Genomic DNA, 18,557 nt, shown 5'->3' with positions numbered 1-18,557 from the left:
ATGGCTCTCATGGCACAGAGGGCGCTGGTCGCTAGGTTTTTTCCCGGAGGCGGCGCGTTGCGCCTTCTCCGGGCTACCAAATCGCAAAGCGCTGTAGCCCCGGTAAGCGGCAGCGCCACCGGGGGATCCAGCGTGGTGAATAAATTAACGGCAGGTCGCACGAACCGTAGATACTGTTATCGGTTTGCAACCTTTTAGCTTGAGAAAAGCGTTTATCTCGTTTCGCTCCAGAGTATCTTGCGCTCCTGGTTAATTTTTCTGCGACATGTTTTCCGTGGCGCAGGGAGCGCACAGAGGGCGGCCAGTCGCCGCCGCCCTCTGTACTCCCGGGCTCTGGCCGCCAAAATCGCCACTTCGTGGTACCTTCGACTTATCCCGGCAGGCTTCGGGTCGGGCCGAGGCAGCGTCCTTGCAAATCACGGCCCTCAGCCCGCATCCATGCGGGCTGCCCCGGCCTGCCGGGAACGTCTCAGCGATTTTGAGGCCACCAACACCGGCAGTTTCAGTCAGCATGGTGAATAAAATAAAGGCAGGCCGCACGGACCGTAGATACTGTTATCGGTTTACCACTTTTTTAAGGGGTTTTCCCGGAGGCGGCGCGTTGCGCCTTCTCCGGGCTACCAAATCGCAAAGCGCTGTAGCCCCCGGTAAGCGGCAGCGCCACCGGGGGATCCAGCGTGGTGAATAAATTAACGGCAGGCCGCACGAACCGTAGGCCGGGTAAGGCGCAGCCGCCACCCGGCATTTACGCTTGCCGAGGTTATTTCTCCGCGCCGGTTTTGCTTTTCTGCAGCGTCTCTTTCAACTGGCCGATCAGCTCGCGGCGGAAATCGCCGAGCCGCGGTTTATCATCCGCGATCCACGGCAGCGGACGGCACAGCTCCATCGCCTTAATCCCCAGACGGGCGGTCAACAAGCCGGCACCGATACCCTGGGCGGCGCGCGCCGACAAGCGGGCCGCCAGATCCTGCGACATCCAGTCCATTCCGACTTCACGCACCAGTTCGCTGGCGCCGGCAAAGGCGATATTCAACAACACCAGGCGGAATAAACGCAGGCGGCTATAATAGCCGAGTTCAATACCGTAGAGGGTGGCGATACGGTTAATCAGCCGCAGGTTACGCCAGGCGATAAACGCCATATCGACCAGCGCCAGCGGGCTGACGGCGATCATCAGCGTCGATTCCGCCGCCGAGCGGCTGATTTCCCGCCGCGCCTGCGCGTCCAGCACCGGCTGTACCAGTTGCGCGTACAGGCTCACCACTTCGCGATCGTTTTGCGTTTCATGGATGGCCGCATACCAGCGCTGCAGCGCCGGATGCGATTGATCGAGCCCGGCCTGCTGCGCCAGCTTCTCACAGAATGCGCGCCCTTTGCCCACCGCGTGGCTATGCATCAGATCCCGCGCTTCATCGCGTTCGTGCGCGCGCTGGCGCAAACGCCACAGGCGACGCCATTCGGTCGCCACCGAGCCCACGCCCGCGCCGACAATCAACGCCCCGGCCGCACAGCCGCCGAGCGCAATCCAGTCCTGGGTCTGCCAGGCCGTCGCCGTCCACTGTACGCCCTGCGCCACCACGCTAATGCCAAAAATCGCCAGACCGGCGCTAACCATCCGCCGCCACAGGCTGCGTTTCGGGCGCAGTACCGATTCCGCCACCGCTTCGGCGGCCCCCTCCTCTTCAGCCACCCTTTCAGGCAGCATCGGAGAGAAGGTTTGCGCATCGGCCGCGTCAAAGGCGCGGGCCGATTTTAAGGTCTGGCTCTTTTCCGTTTCCAAAGGGCCATCGAAATCGATCCGCGGTTTTATCGGCTCGCTCATCGCAATTTATCTCCAATCAAAAATTCCAGCGCCGCGTCGAGGCGAATATGCGGCAGCGGTTTATCGACATCCATCGCTCTCGGGCGGAAGTTCTCAAACTGGAAGCCCTGCTGTTCCCAGAAGGCCTGACCCGGCAGCCGCGCCGGCACCTCGCCCGGGAAAATGGTGAGCGGCTGCCCATCGCTCAGACGATCGCCGCGCAGCGCCGGGATCTTCTCGCCGTTAACCTCGATAAGCCCGCCCTGGGTGGCCTGAATTGACGCCAGCCCCAGACAATCCATGCTGATGCCCTCAAAGGCGGCATTCTGCCAGGCGTCCTGAATCAGTTGCTGAAGTAGCGACACCATGTTGCCATGCTGATCGACGGTCACGTGATCGGCTTTGGTGGCGGCAAACAGTAGCTTGTCGATAACCGGTGAAAACAGGCGGCGGAACAGCGTTCGCTGGCCGTAATGGAAGCTTTGCATCAACTGGGTCAGCGCCAGGCGCATATCGTTAAACGCCTGCGGCCCGCTGTTTAATGGCTGCAGACAGTCCACCAGTACAATCTGGCGGTCAAAGCGCAGGAAGTGATCTTTATAAAAGCCTTTCACCACTTTCTCGCAGTAGTATTTGAAACGCTCGCGCAGCATCCCGGCATTGGTGTGTTTATCAGCCTGCGCCAGTCTGGCTTCGCCAATCGCATCGACATCCGGCCAGGGGAAGAACTGCAGCGCCGGCGCGCCCGCCATGTCGCCGGGAAGCACAAACCGCCCCGGCTGAATAAAGTGCAACCCCTCGCGCTTGCAGGCGTGCAGATAATCGGTCCAGGCGGCGGCGATCTCCGCCAGACGGGTTTCGTCGGCGGGCGCCAGCGGATCGAGCCCATCACACAGCTGCCGCCAGCGGGCAGACCACTCTCCGCGCTGCCCCTGTAAAAGCCCGGTCATCTGCCGCGACCAGCTTAAATAATCCTGCGCCAGCATCGGCAGGTCGAGCAGCCATTCTCCCGGATAATCCACGATTTCCAGATACAGCGTTGAAGTGTCTTTGAAATGACGTAGCAGAGAGTCGTTGGAGCGATAGCGCAGCGCAAGACGAATTTCGCTCACCCCACGGGTCGGCGTCGGCCAGGCCGGGGGCTGGCCATAAAGCTGTGCCAGGCCTTCATCATAGGTAAAACGCGGAATACCGAAATCACGCTGCGGAACCCGTTTCACGCCCAACAGACGTTCTTCACGCGCCGCGCTCAGCAGCGGCAACCGCGCCCCGGCGTGGATATTCAGCAGTTGATTGACCATCGCGGTGATAAAAGCCGTTTTGCCGCTGCGGCTTAGCCCGGTCACGGCAAGACGTAAATGCCGGTCAACCCCGCGGTTGACCAGCGCATTGAATTCAGTTTTGAGTCGCTTCATCGCCAGTCCGTTATGCCCAGAAGGAATGTCGTTTAATGATAAGCTAAATAGATGGGGATAATCAGGGCCAATATAAAGCGCGCCGGTATTCCTCCCCCTGAGGAATTATTTCATTCCGCGGGCAAAACGATTGGCCAGCCGACTGAGCAGCGGCTCAAGCGCTACCGCCAGCAACATTTTCAGCGGCCGACGCGCCACCGATTTCACCGCCCAACCGGCAACGCCCGCCGGGCCGTATCGCAGCGCGGTCAGTAGCACCAGCTTACCGGCGATCTTAAGACCCGGTTTCACTTTTTGCCCTGCCTGTTGCCATTTCATATTCATGCGTTGCCTCATGGGTTATATGGAAAAAGTTTTACAGTTGACGAAAACGGCTGCGCAGCGTGAAGGTATCGGAGGTGATGTAACGCTCCATATCACGCAGGCGCTGTTCGCCGGAAGCCAGTTCGGCATCCACTGCGGCCAGTAAATCGCCATTGCTCGGCCCTTTCTCGCCGTACAGTTCGCTATCCGGTATCGGATCCAGCGCGAAAGTGAGAATGATGTAGGCCACCAGCACGAAAAAGAAGAGGCCAAAAATCATCGCCAGTACGGTTATCAAACGCACCAGCTTCACCGGCACATCCAGGTGCTGCGCGATACCGGCGCAGACCCCTTTCACCATTCCGCGCTGCGGAATGCGCCACAGTTTTTTATTAAAATCCAATCCGGCCATTATTTGTCTCTCCAGTTCGGATGTTCCGCATCAAGGATCGCTTCCAGCGCCTGAATACGCTCGCGCATCCGTTTCGCCTCATCGGTCAGCTGCAGCAGTCGCTGCTGTTCATTCTGGGTTAATGCCCCGTCCGCCGAGCGATTGTTGTAGTGCAGCCATAACCAGACCGGCAACACGAACAGCACAAATAGCGTGAGCGGGATGGCAAGAAAAAGCATGCTCATGTGTACTCCTTACAGGTGGTGAGCCGCGGCGCAACACCGCGCCGCGCAATATGCATTACTGGTTATTCTGATTCATTTTGGCTTTCAGCGCCGCCAGTTGCTCGCTGATTTCATCATCCGCTTTCAGTTCGGCAAACTGCTGATCCAGCGATTGTTGTTTGCCAAAACGATGGCTCTCCGCCTCGGCTTCCATTTGGTCAATACGGCGTTCGAAAGACTCAAAACGCGCCATCGCTTCATCCATTTTACCGCTATCCAGCTGGCGGCGGACATCGCGCGAAGAGCTGGCAGCCTGATGACGCAGCATCAGCGCCTGCTGACGAGCGCGGGTTTCGCTGAGCTTATTCTCCAGCTCGCCAATCTCTTTTTTCATCCGCGCCAGGGTTTCATCCACCAGTTGCGCTTCGTGTTCCAGGCTGCCGATAAGGTCGGTCAGCTTCTGTTTTTCGATCAGCGCCGCACGCGCCAGATCTTCTTTCTCTTTACGCAGGGCCAGCTCGGCCTTTTCTTGCCATTCCACCTGCTGCGCCTGCGCCTGTTCGATACGGCGGGTCAGCTGTTTCTTTTCCGCCAGCGCGCGGGCGGAGGTCGAACGCACTTCAACCAGCGTGTCTTCCATCTCCTGAATCATCAGACGGACCAGCTTCTGCGGATCCTCCGCTTTCTCCAGCAGGGAGTTGATATTGGCGTTCACGATGTCGGCAAAGCGAGAAAAAATACCCATAATTTCAATCCTCATAGTTCTGATAGCAGGCAGCGGCCTGTGCAGTAGTTAATACAAATGGCGTGCCAACTTTTTATCTTGTTGATTTTAAACAAGGTGGTTGAGGAATGGCCGCCTGCTTGCTACAGTGAGTTGGCGAATCACACTATTTAATGGCGAAATTCATCATGGCGGAATACAAGGATAACCTGCTTGGCGAGGCCAACAGCTTTCTGGAGGTGCTCGAGCAGGTCTCGCAGCTGGCGCCGCTGGATAAACCGGTGCTGGTGATCGGCGAGCGCGGCACCGGGAAAGAACTTATTGCCAACCGACTGCACTTTCTCTCTTCGCGCTGGCAGGGGCCGTTTATTTCGCTCAACTGCGCGGCGCTGAATGAAAACCTTCTCGATTCCGAATTGTTTGGTCATGAAGCCGGCGCCTTTACCGGCGCCAGCAAACGGCATCCGGGGCGCTTTGAACGTGCCGACGGCGGCACGCTGTTTCTCGATGAGCTGGCCACCGCTCCGATGCTGGTGCAGGAAAAATTGCTGCGGGTAATTGAATACGGCGAACTGGAACGCGTCGGCGGCAGTCAACCGCTGCAGGTTAACGTACGGCTGGTGTGCGCCACCAACGCGGATTTACCTAAAATGGTGGAAGAAGGCCATTTTCGCGCCGACCTGCTCGACCGGCTGGCGTTTGACGTCGTGCAACTACCGCCATTGCGCGAGCGCCAGAGCGACATCATGCTGCTTGCCAACCAGTTTGCCATTCAGATGTGCCGCGAACTGGGGCTTCCTCTGTTTCCCGGCTTTAGCGAGCGAGCCGTCGACACGCTGCTCGCATACCGCTGGCCGGGCAATATTCGTGAGCTGAAAAACGTGGTTGAACGTTCGGTTTACCGCCACAGCAGCAGTGATAGCGAGCTGGATAATATCATTATCAACCCATTTCGCCGCGCGGCCCCAGCGCCTGCTCCAGGCGATGAATCTGCGCTTCCCAAACTACCACTGGACCTGCGCGCCTTTCAGCTGGAGCAAGAAAAAAGCCTGCTGCAGTCAAGCCTGCAGCAGGCGAAGTACAATCAAAAGCAGGCGGCGGCGCTGCTGGGGCTTACCTACCACCAGCTACGCGCATTACTGAAGAAGCATCAGCTATGAGCGACGCGCGGCAGCATCGCCGCGCTGACCAGCATTGAGCCTAAACACAGCGCGGCGTTAAACCACAGCGCGTACTGCGCGGCGCTGGCCATCCCCAACGGCAGGAATAGCGCAAAAAGTGACGCCGTCACGGCAATACCCATCGCGCCGCCAAGCGAGCTTCCCATCTTATACACCCCTGACGCGACGCCAATTTTATTCTCCGGCGCATTGGCGACGGCGGTGTCGGTCGATGGCGTGGCGTAACAACCGAGCCCGAGGCCAAACAGGATATTGCTGAAGAAGACGGTCCCGATATAGAGCGACTTATCGAGGAAGGTACAGGAGATCAGCAAAATGCCGATGGCGGTAAAGACCGGCCCGGTCATCATCGGCAGCCGTGCGCCGTAGCGCTGGAGCAGCTTTTCCCCGACGCGGATCATCGCCAGTACCGTCACCAGATAGCCCAGCGTCATCATGCCGGTTTCCAGCGGGGTAAGATGATGCCCCTGCTGCAGCCAGATGCTGGTGATCATCATGGTGCCGATAGCGCCATTAAGCATAAAGTTCGATAGCACCGCCGCGCCGTAGGCTCGGTTACGAAATAAAGCGAAGTCGATCAGCGCCGCTTCACCTTTACGCAGGCCGCTGCGGATAAATACTGCTGCCGCCAGCACCGCGCCACACAGCATCGACAGCGATAAACCACTACTCCAGCCCCATTGATGACCCTTGCTGATAAACAGATTAAGCAGCACCAGCGACGCGATCAGGCTTAATAATCCGCCCACATCCAGCTTATGCCGATCGGCGCTGGCGCTGCGGCTCTCCGGGGTGCCGCGCAGCAGCAGCAACGCCAGCAGCGCCACCGCAATCGAGAACACGAAGATCCACCGCCAGCCAAGACCGGTGGCAATCGCACCGCCGACAAACGAGCAAAGCCCGCTGCCGCCCCAGGAACCAATCACCCAGAAACTCACCGCCCGCTGCCGCGCTTTGCCTTCATACCAGGTTTTAATCAGCGCCAGCGTCGCCGGCATAATGCAGGCCGCCGAGAGCCCTTGCAGGATACGGCCGGTGATAAATAGCCCCGGCCCCTGCGACGCCGCCAGAAATGCGCTACCGATAATACTCAGCGCCAGGCCTAGATAGGTCATCCGCACCCTGCCGAATTTATCCGCCAGCCCGCCGCTGGCCACCACAAAACAGCCGCTGAATAAGGCGCTAAGACTCACCGCCAGGGTTAGCGTCTCCAGTGAAATATCGAGGCTGCTTTTCATCGCCGGAACAACATTGATAACCGATTGCGCAAACAGCCAGAACGTCAGCACGCTGAGCACAATACCCGCCAGCAGGCGATCGCTACCGACGAACTGAGATTCGCTTAACGATACAGAACTCATAATCGGGTCCCCCCGTCGCGATAGGTTAACGCAGATAGCGTTCCGTCAGGCCGCACCACAGCGCCGCGCCGGTAAGCAGGATTTGATCGTTAAAATCGTACCCTGGGTTATGCACCATGCAACGGTCGGCTTCATCACCCGCGCCGATAGTGAAATAGCAGCCGTTGGGATTGCTCTCCAGCATGAAGGCGAAATCTTCGCTGCCCATAAATGGATTCACGGTACCAACCTGTTCTTTGCCAAACAGCGTGGTCGCCACTTCACGGACCAGCTCATTAGCCGCCGGATCGTTACGCAATACCGGGCTGCCGTTGACGTGGGTTAAGGTAGCGCTGGCGTTAAAACTTTCCGCCTGAGCGACCGCGATGTCGTGAATACGCTGCAGCACCGTCTCGCGCACCTGCTGGTTAAGGGTACGTACGGTTAGCTTCATCAATACCTTATCGTTGATGATGTTCGGCGCATGGCCCGCCTGAATGCTGCCGACGGTGACTACCGCGGGTTCAAATGGCGTGATGTTGCGTGAAACGATCGATTGCAGCGCGAGGGTAATGTGGCAGGCCACCAGCGTCGCATCGACGGTATGTTCCGGCACCGCGCCGTGGCCGCCAATGCCCTTCACCTCGATATGCAGCGTATCGGAAGAGGCCATCATCGCGCCGTCGCGCAGGCCGATTTTGCCCAGTTTCTGGCCCGGCATGTTATGCAGGCCAAAGATGGCGTCACAGGGGAATTTCGTGAACAGGCCATCTTTGACCATCACCCGTCCGCCGTACAGCAGCTCTTCCGCCGGTTGAAAAATTAAATGCAGCGTACCGTTAAACTGACGCGTGCGCGCCAGATATTCCGCGGCATACAGTAGCGTGGTGGTGTGACCGTCATGGCCGCAGCCGTGAAAACGCCCGTCGACCTGGCTTGTCCATGCTTTGCCGCTCATTTCCTGCATCGGCAGCGCATCCATATCCGCGCGCAATCCCAGACGTTTATCGCCGCTGCCGACTTTCAGCGTCCCGACCACGCCGGTACCGGCGAGGCCGCGATGCACTTCATACCCCCACTCAGTAAGCAGCCGGGCGACTTCATCGCTGGTTTTATGTTCTTCAAAGCCAATCTCGGGCTGTTGGTGGAAGCGGCGACGTAACGCCACAAACTGCGCTTCATTAACTTGTAAGGATTCAATCAATGGATGTGTCATTTTTATTATTCCTGTGTTGTGTTTGCACGACACTTTCGAGTTTATGCGCCCCACCCGGCTTTAAAATGCTTTTTTTTGTTTTATATTGACGAAATATCAATGACTATTTTCTATACAATTCTGTTATGACAAAAAACAGCCTGCTATTTTTTGTCTTTTAAGGAGCGGCGCATGGAATATCATCTCGGCGATTTCAGCCTCACGGTTCGCGATATTCGCCATTTCAGCCCGCCGGAAAACGACGGATTAACGCTGCTATGGCTGCTGGAAGGTAGTGCAACGTTGCAACTCGGCGAATCGTCGCAACCGATGCGGGTTGATGAACTGGCGATTATTAACCGCCGCCAGCGCTGGCAGATTGCCGGCGAAGAGGCCAATGCGGTCATGATCCTCAACCTTGCCGCCGGTTGGCTCACCCGCCTTGATAGCGATTTTTTTGCCAGTGATTATCGGGTTAGCAGCGAAACCAGGGATGCCACAGATAATCTACGCCAGCTGATGCGCCAGTTGCTGGTAGCCGGGCTGGTCAATCATCAGTCGCGCTATCGGCTGGAAGCGAACCGTTGGCTGAGTGAAATTGCCCTACTGCTGGCAACCCGTTTTACCCAACCTATCGTGCCCAGCCTGCGCCGCGGCGCCGAGAACTGGAGCCGACGAATTACCAACGTGATAGCGCGCATCGAAGCCAACTATCAGCGGCGGATCTCGCTGCAGGAACTGGCTGCCGCCGAATTTGTCTCTGAGGCCTGGCTTTCGCGCCTGTTCCATAAAGAGGTCGGCATTAGCTTCGTGCAGTACATTACCGCCCTGCGTCTCGGCAAAGCCGCCGAGCAACTGCTGACTACCCGCCGCTCGGTTCAGCAGGTGGCGCAGGATAACGGCTTCGCCAGTACCCGCATCATGAGCGATCTGTTTAAGCGCCAGCACGGCGTCACGCCGCGACAATTTCGCCAGCAGCAGCCGCAGTCCAGCGCTCGTCCACGAGCGAACGCCAGCGAAATCTGGCGCCCGGTCGCGGTCGAGAGGCTTTACGCCCGTCTTAACGAGGCGGAAAAAAGCAGCGATGATACACCGCCGCTGCTGCTCAACCCGCGTCAGACACGGCTGGTGGATATCCGCCAGCTGCCAGCGCGCGCGCCGGTATTGCGCCATACCCGAACCATCGTTACCGTCCGTGAACTCGATGATTTACTCCGCGAAGATGTGCGACGCGAGCTGGAGCAACTGCAGCAGACGCTACCCGTTTACGGCATCGATATTCACGATCCGTTTCTCAGCAGTCGCTTGTTTGGCGAGGGCTGGGACGACCCGACGCTCGCAGGCTATGCCTGTTGGTACAATCTTCAGCAGCTGTTTAGCTGGCTGGCGCAGAAAGGCTGGACGGTGCTGCTACATACCGGCTTAACCACCCGCTGCGACTTATTACAACGTTTTCTGCAACTCGCAGTGAATCACTTTCCACCCGCGACGCTCGCGAGCTGGCGCTTTGTCTGGCACTGGTCGCCGCAGGCCGGTGAAGCGGCGCGACAGCTGGCCTGGCGACAACAGCGAGAAGTGCTCGCGTCCACCTTGCAACAACCGCAAATGGGTATCTGGCATCGTTTCCCGCAAAGCGGTATTGGCGACGATCCGCTCCTGTCTTCCCCGCTGCTCAGCGAGGCCGACTTTCTCGCCTGCCAGGCGGATGCCAACGAACTGCTTGACCTGGCGCAGGCCGATAGCAGCAAACTATCCGCCAGCGAAGACTATCCACGACAAAAATTACGCCAAATCCATCATGCCCTACGGCAACGGCAGCTCTCGTTACCGCTGTGGCTGCTATCGTGGAATACCCTAACCGGCGATACCCGCGATACCAACGGGCGTTTTTTCCGCGGCGCGCTGTTGATGGATAACCTGTTGGGCATTGCCGATCGGGTGTGGCTGGCCGGCTTCTGGCTTAATTCAGGTCTTCAGGGGGAAGCGCGGGACAACGGTAAACTCGACACCTCCAGCCTGGCGCTGCACTACCTGCATGGTCTGCCGCGCCCGGTGTACTGGGTATTATGGCTGTGGCGGCGTCTACGCGGCGAAGTCTTAATCAATGACAAAAACCTGTTGTTATTGCGCCATAACGGACACTACCAGTTGCTACTGCGCAATACGGTGATTTTCAACCCCTGGCTGTCGAGCGAAGAGGCCTTTACTCAGCGTTTTCGCCAGCCCTATACCCTGCGGCTTGCAGGGCTGAAGGGACGCTGGCGCATCAAACAGCATCTGTTCGATCAGCACCATGGCGCGCTATTCCCGCTATTTGAGGCATTTCGTAGCCGCAGCGGCCCTGACGAAGAAGATTATCGCTGGCTCCAGCACCACGCCCGTCCGGCGCTGAGCGTGCATGAGGAACAACTGGATGATGGCTGGCTACGGGTGGATTCACTGCAGAGCAATGCGCTGGCGTTATATGAATTCACACCGCTGGAGGATTGAAAAGTGACAACGTCACTATTAATTCACATATGAAAACGCGGAGAGTTAATAATATGTAACTGGTAAGATGTCTTAATGTGAATTATCATCGACGGCAATATCATTCAATGGATTGAAAATTCACGTGATTCCGGTTAATTCTCATACGCTCACCCGCTATGCCGCCCATGCCAGTTTGATCCACACCATGAAAAATCATCATGCGCCAGCCCTCTCATTAATGATGATTTTCTCGGATCTCTGCGTGCGTTCCACCCGTGATGCCTACAATGAACAAGGCTGGGAAATATCAGAGCGTAAAAGCGGACTGGTGCTGCGTACTTTCGTCGCCATCCATCGCGATGGCGGAGAACTGGAGATCACGCCAAAAGATTATATTGCCCGCTATAATCAGCTCCTTCCGATCTGATCCCCACAGCCCACCCGCGCCGATACCAGAACGCCTGCAGATGGCTAACTGGAGAAATTGGCAATAAAAAGATACCATGTTTGATAATACTGGTTTAGTTCCGACACTATTTTGACCAACTGGCTGGACAACATGCGCTGCCGGTGACCGCATTATCCCCCTCGATGTCGTAAAGGTGGTGGTAAATGTCATTTAATATTAATAAGATAGAGCTCTGCTCTATGATCAAAAAGAAAATATGCGCCTGAAATTGTCCTCTCTTTTAGCGGCAGCCTCGATGCTGTGCGGGCAGGCTTTTGCCGCACCGGCCCCGACACCGGCGCTGCCAGCTAATGCCGATATCCGCGATAGCGGATTTGTCTATTGCGTCAGCGGGCAGGTAAATACCTTTAACCCGCAAAAAGTCAGCAGCGGCCTGATTGTCGACACCCTCGCCGCCCAGATCTACGATCGCCTGCTCGACGTCGACCCTTATACCTACCGTCTGGTGCCTGAACTGGCGGAAAGCTGGGAAGTGCTTGATAACGGCGCCACCTACCGCTTCCATCTGCGCGATAAGGTCCAGTTCCAGACCACCGACTGGTTTAAACCGACCCGCGCTTTTAACGCTGATGATGTCATATTCACCTTCGGGCGCATCTTTAACCGTGACGACCCGTGGCACAGCGTCAACGGCAGTAGCTTCCCCTATTTCGATAGTCTGCAGTTCGCCGACACCGTAGAAAGCGTTCGGAAACTGGATAACCATACCGTCGAGTTTCGCCTGAAACGTCCCGATGCCTCTTTCCTGTGGCACCTGGCGACGCACTATGCTTCGGTCATGTCCGCAGAGTACGCCGCGCAGCTGACCAAAAGCGACCGCGAAGAACAACTCGACCGCCAGCCCGTCGGTACCGGTCCGTTCAAGCTAGAAGAGTATCGTACCGGGCAGTACATCCGCCTGCAGCGCCACGCGGCCTACTGGCGCGGCAAGCCATTGATGCCGCAGGTGGTGGTGGATCTCGGTTCCGGCGGCACCGGCCGGCTGTCAAAACTGCTGACCGGCGAATGCGATGTGCTCGCCTGGCCGGCCGCCAGCCAGCTCACCATCCTGCGCGACGATCCGCGCCTGCGTCTGACGCTGCGCCCGGGTATGAATATCGCCTGGCTGGCTTTCAACACCGCCAAACCGCCGCTGGATAACCCGGAAGTTCGCCACGCGCTGGCGCTGGCGATCAACAACCAGCGGCTGATGCAATCGATCTACTACGGCACCGCGGAAACCGCGGCTTCAATGCTGCCGCGCGCCTCGTGGGCCTACGACAACGACGCTAAAATCACCGAATACAACCCCGCGGAGGCGCGTCGTCGCCTGCAGGCGCTGGGCTTGAGTAATTTGACCTTAAAACTGTGGGTGCCGACCAGTTCTCAGGCGTGGAACCCTAGCCCATTGAAAACCGCCGAGTTGATACAGGCGGATATGGCGCAGGTGGGTGTAAAAGTGATTATTATTCCTGTTGAAGGCCGCTTCCAGGAGGCGCGTTTGATGGACATGAGCCACGATTTGACGCTTTCCGGCTGGGCCACCGACAGTAATGATCCGGACAGTTTCTTCCGCCCGCTGTTGAGCTGCGCGGCGATTGGTTCGCAGACCAACCTCGCCCACTGGTGCAACCGCGAGTTTGATGAGGTGTTACAAAAAGCGCTGATTTCTCAGCAGCTGGCCTCGCGCATCGAAGCCTATAAAGAGGCACAGCATATTCTCGCCCGCGAACTGCCGGTGCTGCCGCTGGCCTCTTCGCTGCGGCTGCAGGCTTATCGTTATGATATGAAAGGACTGGTGCTGAGTCCGTTTGGCAACGCCTCCTTCGCAGGCGTGTCGCGCGAAAAAGAAGAGGTGAAAAAACCATGATTATTTTTACCCTGCGCCGCCTGCTGCTGTTACTTGTGACGCTGTTTTTCCTCACCTTTATCGGCTTTAGCCTCAGCTATTTCACGCCGCACGCGCCGCTGCAGGGTGCATCGCTGTGGAATGCCTGGCTGTTTTGGTTCAAAGGGGTGCTGCACTGGGACTTTGGCGTCTCCAGCATCAATGGCCAACTGATTTCCGAACAGCTGAAAGTGGTCTTCCCGGCCACAATGGAGCTGTGCATTCTGGCATTTGGTTTTGCGTTATTGGTTGGCATTCCCGTGGGGATGATTGCCGGGATCATGCGTAATAAGTGGCCGGACACGCTCATTAGCGCCCTGGCGCTGGTGGGGTTCTCTATTCCGGTATTCTGGCTGGCATTACTGTTTACCCTGTTCTTCTCGCTGACGCTGGGTTGGTTCCCGGTATCCGGTCGCTTTGACTTATTATACGAAGTGAAGACGGTGACCGGCTTCGCGCTCATCGATGCCTGGCTCTCTGATTCGCCGTGGCGCCATGAGATGATCGTCAGCGCCGCGCGGCATATGGTGCTGCCGGTGTTGACCCTGGCCGTCGCGCCGACCACCGAAGTGATCCGCCTGATGCGCATCAGCACCAGCGAAGTCTACGATACTAACTATGTTAAAGCGGCGGCGACACGCGGCGTCACCCGACGGACAATCCTCCATCGTCACGTGTTGCACAATGCCCTGCCGCCGGTGATCCCACGCCTGGGGCTGCAGTTTTCCACCATGCTAACGCTGGCGATGATTACCGAAATGGTCTTCAGCTGGCCGGGGCTGGGGCGCTGGCTGATCAACGCCATCCGCCAACAGGATTACGCGGCGATTTCCGCCGGAGTGATGGTAATCGGCGCGCTGGTCATTATCGTCAACGTCATCTCGGATATTTTAGGAGCCATGGCTAACCCACTGAAACATAAGGAATGGTATGCCCTACGATAGCGTCTATCTTGAAAAGCGCCCGCCCGGCGCATTGCGCACCGTATGGCGTAAATTCTACGGCGATACCACCGCGATGATTGGTTTATACGGCTGCGGCGCGCTGGTGCTGCTGTGCGTATTCGGCGGCTGGTTCGCGCCTTATGGCATCGATCAGCAGTTCCTCGGCTACCAGCTGCTGCCGCCCTCGTGGTCGCGCTACGGCGAAGTGTCGTTCTTCCTCGGTACCGACGATCTCGGCCGCGACGTTCTGAGCCGCTTGCTCAGCGGCGCGGCGCCGACCGTTGGCGGCGCCTTTGTGGTCACGCTCGGCGCCGCACTGTTCGGCCTGGTGCTTGGCGTCATTGCCGGCTCCACCCATGGTTTGCGTTCAGCGATAATGAACCACATCCTCGACACTCTGCTGTCGATCCCCTCGCTGCTATTGGCGATTATCGTCGTCGCTTTCGCCGGGCCGCATCTGAGCCATGCAATGTTCGCCGTCTGGCTGGCGCTGCTGCCGCGCATGGTGCGTTCGGTCTATAGCATGGTGCACGATGAACTGGAAAAAGAGTACGTGATTGCCGCCCGCCTCGACGGCGCTTCCACGCTCAATATTCTCTGGTTTGCGGTTCTGCCTAATATTACCGCCGGGCTGGTCACCGAAATTACCCGCGCGCTGTCAATGGCGATCCTCGACATTGCCGCACTCGGTTTTCTCGACCTCGGCGCCCAGCTACCGTCTCCGGAATGGGGCGCCATGCTCGGCGACGCGCTGGAACTGATTTACGTCGCTCCCTGGACGGTTATGCTGCCGGGCGCGGCCATCATGATAAGCGTACTGCTCATCAATCTGCTGGGCGACGGTATTCGCCGCGCAATTATTGCCGGGGTTCAATAATGCCGTTACTGGATATTCGTAATCTTACCATTGAGTTTAAAACCAACGAGGGTTGGGTAAAGGCCGTCGACCGGGTCAGCCTGACGCTGGCTGAAGGTGAAGTCCGTGGTCTGGTCGGTGAGTCTGGCTCCGGCAAAAGCTTGATCGCCAAGGCGATTTGCGGCGTCACCAAAGACAACTGGCGGGTTACCGCCGACCGTATGCGTTTTGATGATATCGATCTGCTGCGCCTGTCTAACCGCGAGCGCCGCAAACTGATTGGCCACAACGTGTCAATGATCTTTCAGGAGCCGCAGTCTTGCCTTGACCCTTCCGAGCGTATCGGTCTGCAGTTGATGCAAAATATCCCCGGCTGGACCTTTAAAGGCCACTGGTGGCAACGCTTTGGCTGGCGCAAGCGCCGCGCTATCGAACTGCTGCACCGGGTGGGGATTAAAGACCACAAAGATATTATGCGCAGCTTCCCCTACGAACTGACCGACGGCGAATGTCAGAAGGTTATGATTGCCATCGCACTTGCCAACCAGCCGCGCCTGCTGATTGCTGATGAACCCACTAACGCCATGGAACCGACGACTCAGGCGCAAATTATTCGCCTGTTGACCCGGCTCAACCAGAATAACAACACCACCATTTTGCTGATCAGTCACGATATGCAGATGCTCAGCAAATGGGCGGATAAAATTAACGTCATGTATTGCGGGCAGACGGTGGAAACCGCCCCGAGCGAAGAGCTGGTGACCATCCCTCATCACCCCTACACGCAGGCGCTGATTCGCGCGATCCCGGACTTCGGCAGCTCAATGCCGCATAAAAGCCGGCTGAATACCCTGCCCGGCGCCATTCCGCTGCTGGAACAGCTTCCCATCGGTTGTCGGCTGGGGCCGCGCTGTCCCTATGCGCAACGCGAGTGTATCGTCACGCCGCGTTTGACCGGCGCGCGTAATCATCTGTACGCCTGTCATTTCCCGCTGAACATGGAGAAAGAGTGAAATGGTCGAAACATTGCTGGAAGTTCGCAATCTGAGTAAGACCTTTCGCTACCGCACCGGCTGGTTCCATCGCCAGACGGTAGAGGCGGTGAAGCCGCTCAGCTTTACCCTGCGCGAGCGGCAGACGCTGGCAATTATTGGTGAAAACGGCTCCGGGAAATCCACGCTGGCCAAAATGCTGGCCGGCATGGTCGAGCCGACCACCGGCGAACTGTTGATTGACGACCATCCGCTGGAGTTTGGCGATTACTCATTTCGTAGCCAGCGTATTCGCATGATTTTTCAGGATCCCTCGACCTCGCTCAACCCGCGTCAGCGTATTTCGCAGATCCTCGATTTCCCGCTGCGTCTCAATACCGATCTCGAACCGGAAGCCCGGGAAAAGCAGATTATCGAAACCATGCGCATGGTGGGACTGCTGCCGGACCACGTCAGCTACTATCCGCATATGCTGGCGCCGGGGCAAAAGCAGCGCCTGGGGCTTGCTCGCGCCTTGATCCTGCGCCCGAAAGTCATTATCTGCGATGAGGCGCTGGCCTCGTTGGATATGTCGATGCGTTCGCAGCTAATCAACCTGATGCTGGAGCTGCAGGAGAAACAGGGAATATCCTACATCTACGTGACCCAGCATCTGGGGATGATGAAGCATATCAGCGATCAGGTGCTGGTGATGCATGAGGGCGAAGTAGTCGAACGCGGAAGCACCGCCGATGTGTTGGCCTCGCCTCTGCATGATCTGACCAAACGGCTGATCGCCGGCCATTTCGGCGAGGCGCTAACTGCCGACGCCTGGCGAAAAGATGGCAAATAGCGTTAACATTCCTTCAGGGGCGGCATAATAGCCGCCCCTGCTGTTTATGACTGCGGGAACACGCTCTGCGCCGGTAATGGACGGCGGTCGAAGCGGCGCAGCGCAAAATACAACCATCCGGTACCTACCCAGCCGATAATCCATGACACATCATTGCCGGCGAATATCCACGTCAGCGAACCATGGAACAGCGGGTTCTCAATAAACGGCAGTTGAATCAGCACGCCAATGATATAAATGGTAATGGCATACCAATTCCAGAAACCATAGCGTTGATGCGGATCGCTCAGCGCCGGAATATCGACCGCGCCTTTAGAGATAATGTAGTAATCCGTCAGGCTGATGGCGCTCCAGGGAACGAAAAAGGCCAGCAGGAATAACAGGAAATGGGTAAAGTGCTTTAAGAAAGCCGGTTCGCTGAGCAGCGCGATAATACATGAAGCCGCCACCATCATGACGACGAAAGCAACCCGGCATTGCTGCGACAACGCGGTCTGACGACGAAAACCGGAAACAATGGTAGTCAGAGACATAAAACTGCCGTAAGCGTTGAGCGTCGTGAAGGTGATTTTGCCAAAGCAGATAGCAAAATAGATAACCATCGCCATCACCTGGCTTTTACCTAATCCCACCAGATAACTCACTTCATGACCGGGGAATGCGCTGCCGGCAATCGCGGCGGTAAACACACCCAGCGTCATGGATGTCTGGGTTCCCAATATGGTTCCGAAAAACACCGAGCAGAACGTTTTCGTTGCCGATACATTGCGTGGCAGGTAGCGCGAATAGTCGGACACATACGGGCAGAAAGCGATTTGCCACGACGAGGATAGAGACACCGCCAGCAGGAACATCGGCAGGGAGAAATGGTTATTTTGCGCCAGGGCCGTGAGATCCGCCGACATCAGCAGGGTAACGAACATATAGACGAAGGCCAGAATGCCGATAATGCTCGCCAGTTTACCCAGCTTATGAATCACCTTATAACCCAGCACCGCAATAACAATAATAATTGCACTGAATAGCAGCATTCCGGCTACATTGCTGATACTCAACAGTTTTGCCATCGCCTGCCCCGCCAGTACGGTACCGCTCGCGGAGAAACCGACATACATAATGCAGACCAGTACCAACGGCACTACTGCGCCAAAGACGCCAAACTGGGCGCGGCTTATTATCATCTGCGGCAAACCCAGCCGTGGTCCCTGCAGCGCATGCAGCGACATCACCGCCGCCCCCAGCACCTGTCCAAGAAGAAGACCTATCAGCGACCACACCACGTCACCACCCAGCACTACGGCTAAAGCGCCGGTGACAATAGCGGTAATTTGCAGGTTGCCGCCAAACCATAGGGTAAACTGGCTAAAGGGATGCCCATGCCTTTCGCGCTCGGGGATGTAATCAATCGACCGCGTTTCCTTTAATCCTGCCTCATTACTTTTTGATTGCCCGTCTGTAGACGAAAAAGAAGACATAGGTACCTCGCTATTATTATTTCACTCACTCCCCATCTGACCGATCCTGTATATACAAGCATTGACAACCGCCCGC

17 protein-coding genes are annotated in these 18,557 nt (G+C 57.2%); 8 read left to right on the top strand and 9 right to left on the bottom strand.

Annotated features, from left to right (window positions below):
- Nucleotides 1–760: 760 nt before the first annotated feature.
- From ABLV78_RS10785 to pspA, 6 genes are all read right to left on the bottom strand, one after another.
- Nucleotides 761–1,822, bottom strand: coding sequence for a TIGR01620 family protein (locus ABLV78_RS10785; protein WP_047047300.1), 1,062 nt, complete (start codon nt 1,820–1,822; stop codon nt 761–763).
- Nucleotides 1,819–3,216, bottom strand: coding sequence for a YcjX family GTP-binding protein (locus tag ABLV78_RS10780; RefSeq protein ID WP_015705662.1), 1,398 nt, complete (start codon nt 3,214–3,216; stop codon nt 1,819–1,821). The genes ABLV78_RS10785 and ABLV78_RS10780 overlap by 4 nt, the downstream gene beginning before the upstream one ends.
- A 105-nt stretch (nt 3,217–3,321) precedes the next feature.
- Nucleotides 3,322–3,540 (bottom strand): phage shock protein PspD, encoded by a 219-nt coding sequence (gene pspD / locus ABLV78_RS10775; protein WP_015366275.1) that lies wholly within the window; start codon nt 3,538–3,540, stop codon nt 3,322–3,324.
- A 31-nt stretch (nt 3,541–3,571) separates the two neighbouring features.
- On the bottom strand, nt 3,572–3,931 hold the full coding sequence (gene pspC / locus ABLV78_RS10770) for an envelope stress response membrane protein PspC (RefSeq protein ID WP_015366274.1): 360 nt from the start codon (nt 3,929–3,931) through the stop codon (nt 3,572–3,574).
- On the bottom strand, nt 3,931–4,155 hold the full coding sequence (pspB, locus tag ABLV78_RS10765) for an envelope stress response membrane protein PspB (protein ID WP_045393114.1): 225 nt from the start codon (nt 4,153–4,155) through the stop codon (nt 3,931–3,933). The genes pspC and pspB overlap by 1 nt, the downstream gene beginning before the upstream one ends.
- 55 nt (nt 4,156–4,210) lie before the next feature.
- A complete protein-coding gene (gene pspA, locus ABLV78_RS10760) occupies nt 4,211–4,879 on the bottom strand; it encodes a phage shock protein PspA (protein WP_015366272.1) in 669 nt (222 codons plus the stop codon).
- Nucleotides 4,880–5,031: 152 nt separating this feature from the next.
- On the opposite strand from pspA, the gene pspF reads away from it, so the two are divergent.
- The gene (pspF, locus tag ABLV78_RS10755) at nt 5,032–6,018 is read left to right on the top strand and encodes a phage shock protein operon transcriptional activator (RefSeq protein ID WP_165430651.1); all 987 of its coding nucleotides are present in this window, start codon (nt 5,032–5,034) and stop codon (nt 6,016–6,018) included.
- Here pspF and ABLV78_RS10750 read toward each other — a convergent pair.
- Together ABLV78_RS10750 and ABLV78_RS10745 are read right to left on the bottom strand one after the other, a co-directional pair.
- Nucleotides 6,009–7,400: an MFS transporter gene (locus tag ABLV78_RS10750; RefSeq protein ID WP_047047306.1), complete on the bottom strand. Its 1,392-nt coding sequence runs from the start codon at nt 7,398–7,400 to the stop codon at nt 6,009–6,011. The genes pspF and ABLV78_RS10750 overlap by 10 nt on opposite strands.
- A gap of 25 nt (nt 7,401–7,425) precedes the next feature.
- On the bottom strand, nt 7,426–8,595 hold the full coding sequence (locus ABLV78_RS10745) for a M20 aminoacylase family protein (RefSeq protein WP_059342103.1): 1,170 nt from the start codon (nt 8,593–8,595) through the stop codon (nt 7,426–7,428).
- Nucleotides 8,596–8,766: 171 nt separating this feature from the next.
- Here ABLV78_RS10745 and ABLV78_RS10740 point away from each other — a divergent pair, with 171 nt between their 5' ends.
- From ABLV78_RS10740 to sapF, 7 genes are all read left to right on the top strand, one after another.
- On the top strand, nt 8,767–11,064 hold the full coding sequence (locus tag ABLV78_RS10740) for a helix-turn-helix domain-containing protein (RefSeq protein WP_047046405.1): 2,298 nt from the start codon (nt 8,767–8,769) through the stop codon (nt 11,062–11,064).
- 124 nt (nt 11,065–11,188) lie between these two features.
- Complete coding sequence (locus ABLV78_RS10735; RefSeq protein ID WP_047046407.1) at nt 11,189–11,473, top strand: hypothetical protein; 285 nt, start codon at nt 11,189–11,191, stop codon at nt 11,471–11,473.
- 238 nt (nt 11,474–11,711) lie between these two features.
- Nucleotides 11,712–13,364, top strand: a complete 1,653-nt coding sequence (gene sapA / locus ABLV78_RS10730) for an ABC transporter substrate-binding protein SapA (protein ID WP_045393130.1) — start codon at nt 11,712–11,714, stop codon at nt 13,362–13,364.
- Complete coding sequence (gene sapB, locus ABLV78_RS10725; protein WP_020078599.1) at nt 13,361–14,326, top strand: putrescine export ABC transporter permease SapB; 966 nt, start codon at nt 13,361–13,363, stop codon at nt 14,324–14,326. Before sapA ends, sapB begins: the two co-directional genes overlap by 4 nt.
- Nucleotides 14,313–15,203, top strand: coding sequence for a putrescine export ABC transporter permease SapC (sapC, locus tag ABLV78_RS10720; RefSeq protein ID WP_020078584.1), 891 nt, complete (start codon nt 14,313–14,315; stop codon nt 15,201–15,203). The genes sapB and sapC overlap by 14 nt, the downstream gene beginning before the upstream one ends.
- Nucleotides 15,203–16,195 (top strand): putrescine export ABC transporter ATP-binding protein SapD, encoded by a 993-nt coding sequence (gene sapD / locus ABLV78_RS10715; protein ID WP_015366243.1) that lies wholly within the window; start codon nt 15,203–15,205, stop codon nt 16,193–16,195. Before sapC ends, sapD begins: the two co-directional genes overlap by 1 nt.
- Nucleotide 16,196: 1 nt before the next feature.
- Nucleotides 16,197–17,006: a peptide ABC transporter ATP-binding protein SapF gene (gene sapF, locus ABLV78_RS10710; RefSeq protein WP_047044986.1), complete on the top strand. Its 810-nt coding sequence runs from the start codon at nt 16,197–16,199 to the stop codon at nt 17,004–17,006.
- A gap of 44 nt (nt 17,007–17,050) precedes the next feature.
- On the opposite strand, the gene ABLV78_RS10705 is transcribed toward sapF, so the two are convergent.
- On the bottom strand, nt 17,051–18,481 hold the full coding sequence (locus tag ABLV78_RS10705) for a purine-cytosine permease family protein (protein WP_047044989.1): 1,431 nt from the start codon (nt 18,479–18,481) through the stop codon (nt 17,051–17,053).
- Nucleotides 18,482–18,557: the final 76 nt, after the last annotated feature.

Source organism: Klebsiella sp. CN_Kp075, assembly GCF_040065055.2.
GTDB classification, from domain to species: Bacteria; Pseudomonadota; Gammaproteobacteria; order Enterobacterales; family Enterobacteriaceae; genus Klebsiella; species Klebsiella aerogenes.
Note: the sequence above shows the minus strand (reverse complement) of the source record. Positions and strands in the feature narration are given on the sequence as shown.